We start from the raw sequence: 12,942 nt of genomic DNA on the forward strand, positions 1-12,942 counted from the left end.
ACATGAACGCGAAGCCCGGCTTCACCGATTACATCGTCAAGGACATTTCGCTCGCCGATTTCGGCCGCAAGGAGCTCTCCCTCGCCGAGACCGAGATGCCCGGCCTGATGGCCACCCGCGAGGAGTACGGCCCGAAGCAGCCGCTGAAGGGCGCGCGTATCGCAGGCTCCCTGCACATGACAATCCAGACCGGCGTGCTGATCGAGACGCTGGCCGCGCTCGGCGCCGACATCCGCTGGGTCTCCTGCAACATCTATTCGACGCAGGACCACGCGGCGGCGGCGATCGCCGCCGCCGGCATTCCGGTGTTCGCCGTCAAGGGCGAGAGCCTTATCGAATACTGGGACTACACCGCCAAGCTGTTCGACTGGCACGGCGGCGGTCACCCGAACATGATCCTCGACGACGGCGGCGACGCCACCATGTACGTCCATCTCGGTCTGCGCGCCGAGAACGGCGACACCAAGTTCCTGGACAAGCCGGGCTCGGAAGAAGAGGAAGTCTTCTTCGCGCTTCTGAAGAAGCAGCTCAAGGAGAAGCCGAAGGGCTACTTCGCCGAGATCGCCAAGAGCATCAAGGGCGTTTCCGAAGAGACCACCACGGGCGTGCATCGTCTCTATGACATGCAGAAGGCCGGCACGTTGCTATGGCCGGCCATCAACGTCAACGACAGCGTCACCAAGTCGAAGTTCGACAACCTCTACGGCTGCCGTGAATCGCTGGTCGACGGCATCCGCCGCGGCACCGACGTGATGATGTCCGGCAAGATCGCGATGGTTGCGGGCTTCGGCGACGTCGGCAAGGGTTCGGCCGCCTCGCTGCGCCAGGCCGGCTGCCGCGTCTTGGTCTCCGAAGTCGATCCGATCTGCGCGCTGCAGGCGGCGATGGAAGGCTATGAAGTCGTGACCATGGAAGACGCCGCGCCCCGCGCCGACATCTTCGTCACCGCGACCGGCAACAAGGACATCATCACGATCGAGCACATGCGCGCGATGAAGGATCGCGCCATCGTCTGCAACATCGGTCACTTCGACAACGAGATCCAGATCGCGGGTCTGCGCAACCTGAAATGGACCAACATCAAGCCGCAGGTCGACGAGATCGAATTTCCCGACAAGCACCGCATCATTATGCTGTCGGAAGGCCGCCTCGTGAACCTCGGCAATGCGATGGGCCATCCGTCCTTCGTGATGTCGGCGTCCTTCACCAACCAGACGCTGGCGCAGATCGAGCTCTTCGCCAACAACAAGGACGGCAAGTACAAGAAGGAAGTCTACGTGCTGCCGAAGTCGCTCGACGAAAAAGTCGCGCGCCTGCACCTCGCCAAGATCGGCGTCAAGCTCACCGAGCTGCGCAAGGACCAGGCCGACTACATCGGCGTCAAGCAGGAAGGTCCGTACAAGAGCGACCACTACCGGTACTGATCCGCTGATCGCATCTATTATCGACGCAAAGCCCCGGAGCGATCCGGGGCTTTGTTGTTTTGAGCGCGCCGACGTGTCTCCTCCCGGTTGTGACAGGGCCGATTGCCGGTTGACTAGGGATGATCCCGGTCAGACAATTGCTGGCTGCGGAGGAAACAATGGCTCAAGACCATTTCGACGTGCTGATCGTCGGCGCCGGCCTGTCCGGCATCGGCGCGGGCTATCATCTTCAGACCAAATGCCCGGGCAAGAGCTATGTCATCCTCGAGGGGCGCGACTGCATCGGCGGCACCTGGGACCTGTTTCGCTATCCCGGCGTCCGCTCCGACAGCGACATGTTCACGCTCGGCTATTCCTTCAAGCCGTGGACCGATCCGAAGGCGATCGCCGACGGCGCGCAAATCCTCAACTACGTTCGCGAAACCGCGGCCGAGAACGGCATCGAGAAGCACATCCGCTTCCGCCATCACGTCAAACGTGCGGCGTGGTCGACGAGTGAGGCGCGCTGGACCGTCGAGGCCGAGCGCATCACCGGCGAGGGCGCTACCGAAATCGTGCGCTTCACCTGCAATTTCCTGTTCATGTGCTCGGGCTATTACAAATACGAGGCCGGATACACGCCGGAGTTTCCGGGCGTCGCCGATTTCGCCGGCCGCATCGTGCATCCGCAGAAATGGTCCGACGACATCGACTGCGCCGGCAAGCGCGTCGTTGTGATCGGCTCGGGCGCGACGGCCGTGACGCTGGTGCCGGAGCTCGCCAAGACGGCCGCGCAGGTCACCATGCTGCAGCGCTCGCCGACCTATGTGGTGTCACGGCCGGCGCAGGATCCCGTCGCCAACAGATTGCGGCGCAATCTGCCGACGCGGCTTGCCTATCATTTGATCCGCTGGCGCAACGTGATGTGGGGGATGTTCTTCTTCCAGCTCAGTCGGCGCCGCCCTGCGAAGGTGAAGGAGCTGGTTCTCAAGGGCGTGCAGATGGCGCTCGGCCCCGACTACGACGTCGCGACCCATTTCACGCCGCGCTACAATCCGTGGGACCAGCGGCTCTGCCTCGTGCCGGATGGCGACCTGTTCAAGGCGATCCGCGAGCAGCGCGCCTCCGTGGTGACCAAAGAGATCGACACGTTCACCCACGGCGGTATCCGCCTGAAGGACGGCAGCGAGCTTGCGGCGGACATCATCGTGACCGCGACGGGACTGGTGCTCCAGGTCGTCGGCGGTCTTGACATCAGTGTCGACGGCCGCACCGTCGATTTCGCCAATACGCTGACCTACAAAGGCATGATGTATGCCGACGTGCCCAACATGGCCTCCGCCTTCGGCTACACCAACGCGTCATGGACACTGAAATGCGACCTCACCTGCGAATATGTCTGCCGCCTCATCAACTACATGGACCGGCATAATTTCCGGCAGTGCATGCCGCACAATGACGATCCCTCGATTACCGCGCAGCCGTCGCTCGACTTCACCTCGGGTTATGTGCAGCGCTCGGTCGCAAAGATGCCGAAGCAAGGCTCGAAGCAGCCGTGGCGGCTCTACCAGAACTACGCGCTCGACATCGTCTCCTTGCGGTTCGGCCGGATCGACGACGGCGTGATGCAATATTCCTGATCGCGACGACCTCGGCGTTCTAAGCCTTGCGCGTGGTAAGCGGCAGGGCAAGATCAATCGCCAGTGCGAGCACCACGGCGCCACCGCCCAGCGCGAACAGGACGAGATAATCGCCGCCGGTCTGCGCATAGATCCAGGAGAAGCCGTAGGCCGCGGCCGCCTGGAACAGCGCAAAGCTGGTCGTGGCATGGCTCCACGTCCTGCGCTGCTGCTCGGCAGAATGGGGGACCAGCTCATGGATACGTCCGAGCACGAGCGGTACGATGCCGGGTGTGAAGCCGCCGACCACCACGCTCGACACGATCAGCGAGAGAGGCGCGGTACTGACGGTCGGGAGGAACACGGCGGCCGCTTCGATCAGGAAGGCGGCGCGTAGCGCGGGTCCAAACCCAGCGCGATCGCCGAGATGACCGGTGACCAGGGGGCCGACGATTGCGCCAAGGCCGTAGAGCACCCAGTAGTGCGATCCCGCGGCAATACCTTGGCCGAGGCCGCGCGCGACGAAATCGACGATGAAGACCATGTGCGGCACCAGCGCCACCGCGTTGAGGCCGTATTGGACGAGCAAGCCGCGAATGGCGGGCGAAGCGTGCTTCGCCCGCCGCGATGACACGGTATCGGTCTTGGCCTCGGCAGGCCAGTTCCACCAGCTCACCAGCGTGAGCGTGCCCGAGACCACGCCAAGACCATACCAACTCTGTTGCAAGCCTTGCTGCAGCAATAGCGGCACCAGCGTGCCCGATGCGGCGACACCGAGCCCGACACCGGCAAAGATCACGCCGCCGACCACGCCGCGCTTCGCGGCCGAGGTATGGGGCAGAATGACGGAGGCCGCCAGCACCATGATGATTCCGCCGGTGAGCCCCGACAGGAAGCGCCAGGCGAAAAACCAGGTGAAGGACACCGGGGTTGAGCTGGCAAAGAAAGAGAGGGTCGCGAGCAACATCATCGCCCGCAAAGCGCAAACGGCGCCGATGCGCGCGGCCACTGTCCGCGCCGCGAGCGCGCCGGCGAGATAGCCGGCCAGGTTCGCTGCACCGAGATAGACGACGTCGGACGGGTCGAACCATTTTGCGGCGATCAGGGCCGGGATCAGCGGCGTGTAGGAAAAGCGCGCGAGGCCAAGTCCGACCAGCGATGCTGACAATCCGGCTACCGCATATCGCCAGTTTTGCTGTGAAGAAATCTCTGATGTCGAACCCGACCGCTGATGCGGTCGGGGATGAACTTGCTGCTTGGCATCTGCGTCGGTCATGTCGTCCTCGTGCGCGCGAAGGCGCTAGCGTTCAGTGGCCCGCGCTCTGGCCGCCGTCGACATGCAGGATTTCGCCGGTGACGAAGGAGGCGCCCTCGAGATAGAGCACTGCGTCGACGACGTCGGACATCTCGCCCATATGGCCGACAGGATGCAGCGCATCGAGCTGGGCGTGCGTCGCGACGGGATGCATCGGCGACTTGATGATGCCGGGCGACACCGCGTTCACGCGGATACCGCGCTTGGCATATTCGATCGCGAGCGACTTGGTCGCGGCGCTCAACCCGCCCTTGCTCAGCGAGGCCAGCACCGAGGGCACGTTCGAATTGGCCTGGTCGACCAGCGTGGTTGTGATCTGGACAACGTGGCCGGACCCCTGCTTCTCCATCTCGGCGATGGCGAGCTGCGTGACGTGGAAGAAGCCCGCGACGTTGGTACCCATCACCGCCGCATAGTCCTCTGCCGTGTACTGCGTGAACGGCTTTGCGACAAAAATGCCGGCGTTATTGACCAGCGTGTCGACGCGGCCGAAGCGGGCGACGGCTTGCGAGACCACGCGCTCGGCGGTGTTCCGGTCGGCGATGTCGCCGGCAATGGCGATGACATCGTCATCGCCCGACGGCTTGATGGAGCGCGCTGTCGCGACGACGCGATAGTTTCGATCGCGAAAACCCTGGACCAGGGCGGCACCGATACCCTGCGAAGCACCGGTGATGATGGCAACCTTCTGTTCGATACCCATGATGGGCTCCTGTTGTACGCTTTCAGAACCTGTGCCAGCGACGGCTGGCTTGGCGGATGAGGTACGCCGCAGCGGGCCGGCTGCGAATATGCGCTGTCCGGCAGACACTCTTTCGCGGCGCGAACGAATGCCGGACCGGCGCTCGGCAGTGGTTGTCGCAGCGGGAGCGAACGCCTAGCTTGCATTCGGAGCTCGATGGGCTGGCGGGAAACGCATGGATCGTCTGGATGCGATGAAGGTGTTTGTCCTTGCGGTGGACGAGGGCAGCCTTGCGGCTGCGGGCCGCAAGCTTGGCCGTTCGCCGGCGGCGGTCAGCCGCGCCATTGCTTTCCTGGAGCAGCGGGTCGGTGCCGAGCTGCTGCACCGGACCACACGTTCCATCAAGCTGAGCGAGGAGGGCGAGCGCTATGTCGCGGTCTGCAGGCGCGTGCTCACCGAGTTGGAGGAGGCCGACGACATCGCGGCCGGACCGCGCACGGCGCCCCGCGGCTTGCTCACGATCACTGCCCCGGTGGTGTCGGGTGAGATGGTGCTGCGGCCGATCCTCGATGCGTTTCTCGATGCCTATCCGACCGTGTCGGCAAAACTCCTGCTGTTCGATCGCGCGGTCAATCTGATTGAGGAGGGGGTCGACGTCGCGCTCCGCATCGGCCATCTCGCAGATTCAGCGATGGTCGCGATGCGGGTCGGCGAGATCAGCCGCGTCGTGGTGGCATCACCGCGCTATCTGAAGCAGCACCCGCGCATCACCGAGCCCGGCGATCTCGCCAAGCATCAGATCGTCGCGATGGCCCATCTTCCCAATTCCTGGACCTTTGCACCGCAGGCCGGGTCGTCGGCAGCCCGCACGGTACAGTTCACGCCGCGCCTTGTCGTCAACAGCACCTATGCGGCGGTGGCCTCGGCCGTCGCCGGCCGCGGGGTGGCGCGAATGTATTCGTACCAGGTGGGTGAGCAGGTCGCGCGCGGCGAGCTCGAGATCGTGCTGCCCGGCGACGAGGATCCCGAGATGCCCGCGCATTTGATCTGTCCGCAGGGCCGGCTCTCGGTGCCGAAGGTGCGGACCTTCACGGACTTTGCGGTGCCGCGGCTGAAGAAGCAGTTTGCTCGGCTCAAGAAGGGCATCACTGCGCGGTGAGCCGCTGCGCGCACGGGCAATGCGTTGTTTTGCGTATACGGCCGCTAGGCTGAATCAGCCATGTTGCCCGAACGGTTAACGCCGGATTAACCGCGGAGTCCTAGCCTGTCTCGGCCGGGGTTACTTGCAAGGCCGAGGTGAGCCCAATGGAAGCCCAGAGAATCGCGGTCGACGCCGTCGTCGCGTTGACCGATTGCGACCGCGACGCCGTCATCGCGTTTATCCGCCGCCTGTATCTCGCCGGCGTCACCGACCCCAAGCGCCTGACCTTCAAGGGTCTCCAGGCCCTGTCACACGCGTGACCAGGGCTCCGCACAATCTATTTACTGGACGGTCGGGATCGCTGATCCGGATTGACGACACACGGTCCGCCTGCACTTCGAATGAGAAGGGCCATGGGTGATAGGTCCAGAGCTCGGTCTTCTCCAGCCCGCTCGGCCCGACATGGAAGGGGCCGCCGAACTGCGCCATCAGTTTCTCGGTGCTGTCGCCGAGATTGATGTGGTTGCAACGCAGAACGTCGACGGCGAGAGCGTCGGCCTGCTCAACAAGGTATTCGGCAAGCTCCACGAGATCCATCTTGCGAGCCGCTAGGTCAAGGAATGGAACGCAACGTCTGCTACACGCTGAAATATTGGCTGACGGCGCTGATCCTCGGCCTCATCGTGCTGTCGGCGCTGCGATGACCGCGTCTAGTGATGGTGCTTGTGTCCTTCCGAGCTATCGGGGCGTTGGTAACCTCGCAGCTCCGCGTATCGCTGCATCTGGCTCTGATCGAGCAAGGCGGTTGTCGACAGATGATATTTGAGGTGGCTTTCGCGGAGCAGTGCCTGGGTTTCCGAAATGGCAACGAGGGTCGCCTTGAGTGACTCCGATGTCACGACGCGGGCAGAGAAAAGCCGGTCCAGCTCCGTTTCCTGCTCGACCAGCTTGTTGCCCAGCGGGACCGCCTCTTGCTTCATGGCCTCGAACAGGCGCTGAACCTGGATGCGCTGATCCGCGGTCAAGTCAAGCCAGTCACCGAACTCAAGAACATGGCTCGGACCGGGATATCCGTTGAGCTCGGCGGCAAGCGCCAGGCCCATGCCACGTCCGGCTCGAAGATCGTCGATCTGCTGGTGCGATAGCGCCTTGATGGGGCGCTGCTCTAGGCCGGCATAGGGCTGACCGGACTGCGCGCTGGCAACGTTGCACGAGACGATAAGCGTGGCTGCGAGCAGGAGAAGGCGTCTCATGAGTTTGGCTCCATGAAATCGGCCCGGTTCGTCGATCGATCTCCACCGGTGCTCTCCACATATCTTGCTGGACGGTTCGCCTCATGGCAACAAAGATTGCCACGATTGAGTTGCCGAACATGGAGCAGGCGATGGCCTCCTTGCCGACCGCGAATGCCGAGATCACGCAGTTCTTTCGTCACTGGCTGGAGACCTTCGCGGGCTATGTCCGCGAGGTCGACTATGCTTCGGCGCGGCCGCTCTTCCATCCGGATGTGCTGGCCTTCGGAACACACAACGACGTCATTCCCGGCCTCGACCAATGGGTCGCCACGCAATGGGACAACGTCTGGCCCAAGACGGCCGACTTCCGTTTCGTCATCGACCAGGCCTCGATCCTGGCATCGTCCGATGGCACGATGGCGACCGTGATCGTGCCGTGGACGAGCACGGGCTATCATCCCGACGGCAGCGCGTTTCCGCGCCCCGGCCGGGCCACGATGGTGTTTTCAAGACATGGCGATGGTTGGCTGTGCGTGCATTCCCACATGTCGCTCAATCGCGGTGTTCCGCAGGCAAGCCACGCCGATCGGCCGGTGAAGGCCTGGTAGATCGGCATCGTCCGCCAGCGAAATGCAAAAGGCCCCGGACATGCCCGGGGCCTTCTTCGTTAGAGCCGCCGTGAGCCTTACTCGGGTTGGCCGATCGAGACCTTCAGCGTGCCGACGCCGTCGACGCCGCATTCGAGCTTGTCGCCGGGCTGGAGCTGCGACACGCCGGCCGGCGTGCCCGTCATGATGATGTCGCCGGCGGCGAGCTTCACCTGCTGCGAGAGCTGCCAGATGATCTCGGGCACGTTCCAGATCAGCTCGGTGAGGTCGCCCTTCTGCGCTTCCTTGCCGTTGACCGTGAGCCAGATCTTGCCCTTGGCGGGATGGCCGATCTTCGATGCTGGTTGCACCGCGGAGCAAGGCGCCGAATAGTCGAACGACTTGCCGACCTCCCACGGACGCTCCTTCTTGCGCGAGGCGATCTGGAGGTCGCGGCGGGTCAAGTCGATGCCGACGGCATAGCCGTAGACATGGTCGAGCGCCTTGTCGGCGGGAATGTTGAGGCCGCCGCTTTTCATCGCGACGATCAGCTCGACCTCGTGATGCAAATCCTTGGTTAGGGGCGGATAGGGAATGGTGGCGCCGTCGGGCACCAGCATGTCGGCGTGCTTGGCGAAGAAGAACGGCGGGGCGCGCTCGTCATTGCCCATCTCGCGGATGTGCTCGAGATAGTTGCGACCGACGCACCAGATGCGGCGCACGGGATATCGGCCGCTTTCCCCGACGACGGGAAGTGAAGCCTGGGTCGGAAGCGGGATGACGTAGGAGGCGGCGTTCATGGTGCGATCTCGCTGCTCTTGAGGTGAAGGGAACTCTATGCGGTTGCGCTGATCGGCGCCAGAGCGCCGGCGTCGTGATGCTGCAGGCGGAAGAACGAGGCGTAGCGCCCGCCGCGGCGGAGCAGCTCGTCATGCCGGCCTTGCTCGACGATCTCGCCGCCCTCGACCACGAGGATCGCATCGGCGTGCATGATGGTGTGCAGGCGATGCGCGATCACGATGGTGGTGCGGTTCTGGCAGAGATGCTCGATCGCCTCCTGCACCTGCCGCTCGGACTCGGAATCGAGCGCGGCGGTGGCTTCGTCGAGCAGGATGATCGGCGCGTTCTTGATCAGCGCGCGCGCGACCGCGATGCGCTGGCGCTGGCCCCCGGACAGCTGCGTGCCGTGCTCGCCGACGGGCGTGTCGTAGCCGAGCGGGAAGCCCATGATGAAATCATGCGCGCAGGCTGCTTTCGCAGCATCGATGATTTGTTCTTCGGTCGCGCCCGCGCGGCCGAAGGCGATGTTGTTGCGGATGGTGTCGCGGAACAGGTAGACGTCCTGGCCGACATAGGCGGTCTGAGCCCGCAGCGATTTTCGCGAGACGGCGCCGATCGACTGGCCGTCGATCACGATGTCGCCTTGCGTCACCTCGTAGAAGCGCAGCAGCAACCCCAGCACGGTCGATTTGCCGCCGCCGGAGGGGCCGACCAGCGCGGTGACGTTGCCGGGCTCGGCAACAAAGCTCATGCGGTTGAGGACGGTCTCACCGTTGCGATAGGAGAAGCTGACATCGCGCAGCTCGATGCGTGCGTTCGAGAGTTTCAGCGCCGGCTTGTCGTCGTCGGAGTGTTCGCTCGCGGGGCTGTCGACGACTTCTAGCAGCATGCGGGCGCCGACGAGCTGGCTGTTGAGGTCGATGTTGAGCCGCGCCAGCCGCTTGGCCGGCTCGGTCGCCATCAGGAAGGCGGTCATGAAGGAAAAGAACGCGCCGGGCGTGGCGTTGAGCGCGACCACGCTATAGCCGCCGTAAAGCAAACAGCCAGCGACCGCGAAGCCGCCGAGCATCTCCATCAGCGGATTGGAGCGGTTGGCGACGCGGGCCATCTTGTTGGCGTTGCGCTCGACGATCGCGATATTCTCGTCGATGCGGTTCTGCATGGTGTCTTCGAGCGTGAAAGCTTTCACCGTGCGGATGCCCTGCAGCGACTCCTGCATCGTCTCCAGGATGTCGGCGGTGCCGGTGAACTGGTTGTAGGCGAGGCCCTTGATGCGCTTGACCAGCTTGCGCAGCACCAGCATCGCCGGCGGCACCGCGACGAGGCCGATGAACGACATCACCGGATCCTGCCACACCATCACGCCGATCATGGCGAGCAGCATCATGAGGTCGCGCCCGACCGCATTGACCAGCATGTTGAGGACGTCGGTGATGGACTTTGCGCCGGCCGTCAGCCGCGCCAGAAATTCCGACGAATGCCGCTCGGAGAAGAATCCGACGCTCTCGCGCATCAGCTTGGCGAACAGCTGGCGCTGGTTGGTGGCGAGGATCGCGTTGGAGATCTTGGTCAGGATCACCATGTGGCCGTAAGTCGCCACGCCCTTGATGAAGAGCAGGATCACCGTGATGCCCGAGAACATCGCGATGCCCGGGATGTTCTTGTCGACATAGGCTTGGTTGATGACCTGGCCAAGCACGTAGGTCGCGCCCGCGGTCGATCCCGCGGCAAGCGCCATCAGCGCGAAGGCGACGAGATAGCGCCGCCAGTAGATGATCCCCTGTTCCGTGACCAGGCGGCGAATCAGGACCGCTGCCGCATAGGGATCGTCAGTGATTTTCTTTGGAAACTGGGCCATCCGTAGTCCATTGACGGCGCAAGGAAAGCCTGCCCGCGCGTCAGGGATCGAACGGCCTCTGTGCCCGCTAAGCCGGCGCTTTTCAAGCCCAATTAAGGGCTTGCGCTGGAATGGAATCTAGGCCGAGGCGGCGTGGCGGAGCTCGCCGTGACGCTCGCGGAACAGCTTGTCCTCCCAGGCCAGCGCGTGCGCCGCGATGGTCTCGAGGTCGTCGTATTGCGGCTTCCAGTCGAGCAGGCCGCGGATGCGGCTGGTGTCGGCGACCATGGTCATGATGTCGCCGGGCCGGCGCGGGGCGTATTGCACGGCGAAGCTGCGGCCCGAGACACGGCGTACCGCGTCGATGGTCTCCAGCACCGAGTAGCCGCGGCCATAGCCGCAATTGAGCGTCGTCGAGGCGCCGCCGTTGCGCAAATAGGCGAGTGCCGAGCGATGCGCCTGCGACAGGTCCGTGACATGGATGAAGTCGCGGATGCAGCTGCCGTCCTGGGTCGGATAGTCGGTGCCGAACACGTCGATCTTGGCGCGCTGGCCGGTCGCGGCTTCCACCGCGATCTTGAGCAGGTGCGTGGCGCCGACGGTGGCAAGGCCGATGCGGGCCTGCGGATCGGCACCCGCAACATTGAAATAGCGCAGGGTCACGTATTGCATGCCGTAGGCGGCGGCGACGTCGTGCAGCATGATCTCGGTCATCAGCTTCGACGAACCGTAGGGCGACAGCGGCCGTGTCGGTGCATGCTCGGGCACCGGCACCTGGTCCGGATCGCCGTAGACCGCCGCGGTCGAGGAGAAGATGAAGCGGTCGATGCCGCGCTTGACCGCGACGTTGAGCAGGTTGCGCGCGGTCGTGAAATTGTTGCGGTAATAGCCGAGCGGATCGCGCATCGAATCCGGCACGACCACCGACCCCGCGAAATGGATGATGCTCTCGATGTTGTGCTGGGCGATCACGCCTTCGAGCAGGTTCTCGTCGCCGGCATCGCCAATGAACAGCGGCACGCCTTCGGGCAGATAGGCGGAGAAACCGGTGGAGAGATCGTCGATCACGACGACGTCCTCGCCGGCTTCCGCCAGCGCCAGAACCGTGTGGCTTCCGATATAGCCGGCACCGCCGGTGACAAGCACAGTCATGACCTCACCCGTCTTCGATCAACGCTCCAAGCTAACGTTTACGTGGTGAAGAGTGGGTATCGGCGCGGCTGAACTGGTCACTATGCTTAATGTTGCGTATAGGGACTTTCGAAACGGAGCGTGGCGTGGCGAATTTCCCGAGCGATCTCGAAGTGATCGTGCCAAATCTGCACAGGCGCTATTCCGGGGTCACAGCGACCAACCGGATGGTGGCGCCGCGGCTGGCAAAGCTCTATCGCGCCGCGTGGTTCGGCTCCGACGCGCCGGAGGGGATCGCGCGCCTGGGCAGTGCCGATCTGCTGAGATTGTGGCGCCGCAAGGCGCCGGTGATCTGGCACGCGCGCCGCAACAACGAGATGATCGCGGGCGTGCTGTTGCGCGCGCTCGGCTGGCCGCTGAAACTGGTCTTCACCTCGGCGGCACAGCGGCACCATAGCTGGATCACGCGCTGGCTGATCCGGCGCATGGACGCGATCATCGCGACATCGGATCTTTCGGCCTCGTTCCTGAAAGTGAAGGCGACGGTGATCCCGCATGGCGTCGACACCGCCGTCTATGCGCCGCCGGCGGATCGCGCTGCGGCCTTCGCGGAAGCCGCGCTGCCGGGCCGCTACGCGATCGGCTGCTTCGGCCGTGTACGTGCGCAGAAGGGCACCGATGTGTTCGTCGATGCGATGTGCCGCTTGCTGCCCCGCTATCCGGATTTCACCGCAATCATCGTCGGTCAGGTCACGCCCGAGCAAACCGTTTTCGCAAACGACCTGAAGAAGCGGATCGAGGCCGCCGGCCTGCAATCGCGCATCGTCATCACTGGCGAACTGCCGATCGAAGACGTGCAGCGCTGGTATCAGCGGCTGACCATCTACGCCTTCACCTCACGCAACGAAGGTTTTGGCCTGACCTTGATCGAGGCGATGGCGGCCGGCAGCGCGCTGGTCGCCGCGCGCGCCGGCGCGGCCGAACTCGTGGTGGAGGATGGCGTGACCGGCGTGCTGATCCCGACCGGTGATGCGGATGCACTGGCTGCAGCGCTGGAGCCGTTGATGCGTGACGTGGCCGCCGCGAACGCTATGGGTGAGCGCGGGCGGGCACGGGTGCTCGAACGATTCAGCCTCGATGCCGAGGCAGCCCGGATCGGTGAGGTCTATCGGCCACTGCTCTGAGCGAGCGGAGAAAATATATGCCCATGCA

General features: G+C 64.0%; 13 protein-coding genes. 7 read left to right on the forward strand and 6 right to left on the reverse strand.

Features of this window, described 5'->3' with window-relative positions; genetic code table 11:
• The first annotated feature begins 2 nt into the window (after nt 1-2).
• Both ahcY and AC0L21_RS13350 read left to right on the forward strand, forming a co-directional pair.
• Nucleotides 3-1,424 (forward strand): adenosylhomocysteinase, encoded by a 1,422-nt coding sequence (gene ahcY, locus AC0L21_RS13345; RefSeq protein WP_473262040.1) that lies wholly within the window; start codon nt 3-5, stop codon nt 1,422-1,424.
• Between the two features lie 158 nt (nt 1,425-1,582).
• Nucleotides 1,583-3,043, forward strand: a complete 1,461-nt coding sequence (locus AC0L21_RS13350; RefSeq protein ID WP_473262042.1) for a flavin-containing monooxygenase — start codon at nt 1,583-1,585, stop codon at nt 3,041-3,043.
• A gap of 19 nt (nt 3,044-3,062) precedes the next feature.
• Here AC0L21_RS13350 and AC0L21_RS13355 read toward each other — a convergent pair whose 3' ends face one another.
• Together AC0L21_RS13355 and AC0L21_RS13360 are read right to left on the reverse strand one after the other, a co-directional pair.
• On the reverse strand, nt 3,063-4,298 hold the full coding sequence (locus AC0L21_RS13355; RefSeq protein WP_473262044.1) for a YbfB/YjiJ family MFS transporter: 1,236 nt from the start codon (nt 4,296-4,298) through the stop codon (nt 3,063-3,065).
• Between the two features lie 31 nt (nt 4,299-4,329).
• On the reverse strand, nt 4,330-5,040 hold the full coding sequence (locus AC0L21_RS13360) for an SDR family NAD(P)-dependent oxidoreductase (RefSeq protein WP_473262046.1): 711 nt from the start codon (nt 5,038-5,040) through the stop codon (nt 4,330-4,332).
• Nucleotides 5,041-5,254: 214 nt separating this feature from the next.
• Between AC0L21_RS13360 and AC0L21_RS13365 the strand changes: the two genes are divergently transcribed.
• The 3 genes from AC0L21_RS13365 to AC0L21_RS13375 all read left to right on the forward strand — a co-directional run bounded on the left by AC0L21_RS13365 (nt 5,255) and on the right by AC0L21_RS13375 (nt 6,772).
• A complete protein-coding gene (locus AC0L21_RS13365) occupies nt 5,255-6,178 on the forward strand; it encodes a LysR family transcriptional regulator (RefSeq protein ID WP_473262048.1) in 924 nt (307 codons plus the stop codon).
• Between the two features lie 146 nt (nt 6,179-6,324).
• Nucleotides 6,325-6,480 carry a hypothetical protein gene (locus tag AC0L21_RS13370; RefSeq protein ID WP_473262050.1) on the forward strand — a complete coding sequence of 52 codons (156 nt, stop codon included), beginning with the start codon at nt 6,325-6,327 and terminating at the stop codon, nt 6,478-6,480.
• A 97-nt stretch (nt 6,481-6,577) separates the two neighbouring features.
• Complete coding sequence (locus AC0L21_RS13375; protein WP_473262053.1) at nt 6,578-6,772, forward strand: hypothetical protein; 195 nt, start codon at nt 6,578-6,580, stop codon at nt 6,770-6,772.
• Nucleotides 6,773-6,870: 98 nt separating this feature from the next.
• Here AC0L21_RS13375 and AC0L21_RS13380 read toward each other — a convergent pair whose 3' ends face one another.
• Complete coding sequence (locus tag AC0L21_RS13380) at nt 6,871-7,413, reverse strand: hypothetical protein (RefSeq protein WP_473262055.1); 543 nt, start codon at nt 7,411-7,413, stop codon at nt 6,871-6,873.
• A 131-nt stretch (nt 7,414-7,544) separates the two neighbouring features.
• Here AC0L21_RS13380 and AC0L21_RS13385 point away from each other — a divergent pair, with 131 nt between their 5' ends.
• Nucleotides 7,545-8,003 (forward strand): YybH family protein, encoded by a 459-nt coding sequence (locus tag AC0L21_RS13385; RefSeq protein ID WP_473262147.1) that lies wholly within the window; start codon nt 7,545-7,547, stop codon nt 8,001-8,003.
• 77 nt (nt 8,004-8,080) lie between these two features.
• Here the strand turns inward: AC0L21_RS13385 and AC0L21_RS13390 are convergent, their stop codons facing one another.
• From AC0L21_RS13390 to galE, 3 genes are all read right to left on the reverse strand, one after another.
• Complete coding sequence (locus tag AC0L21_RS13390) at nt 8,081-8,782, reverse strand: fumarylacetoacetate hydrolase family protein (RefSeq protein WP_085383345.1); 702 nt, start codon at nt 8,780-8,782, stop codon at nt 8,081-8,083.
• A 35-nt stretch (nt 8,783-8,817) separates the two neighbouring features.
• Nucleotides 8,818-10,620, reverse strand: a complete 1,803-nt coding sequence (locus AC0L21_RS13395; protein WP_473262058.1) for an ABC transporter ATP-binding protein — start codon at nt 10,618-10,620, stop codon at nt 8,818-8,820.
• Nucleotides 10,621-10,737: 117 nt separating this feature from the next.
• Entirely contained in the window at nt 10,738-11,751 is a 1,014-nt protein-coding gene (gene galE, locus AC0L21_RS13400) for a UDP-glucose 4-epimerase GalE (RefSeq protein WP_007612473.1), read from the reverse strand.
• A 125-nt stretch (nt 11,752-11,876) separates the two neighbouring features.
• On the opposite strand from galE, the gene AC0L21_RS13405 reads away from it, so the two are divergent.
• A complete protein-coding gene (locus AC0L21_RS13405) occupies nt 11,877-12,914 on the forward strand; it encodes a glycosyltransferase family 4 protein (RefSeq protein ID WP_473262060.1) in 1,038 nt (345 codons plus the stop codon).
• The last annotated feature ends 28 nt before the right edge of the window (nt 12,915-12,942 follow it).

This window comes from Bradyrhizobium sp. WSM4873 (genome assembly GCF_055811355.1).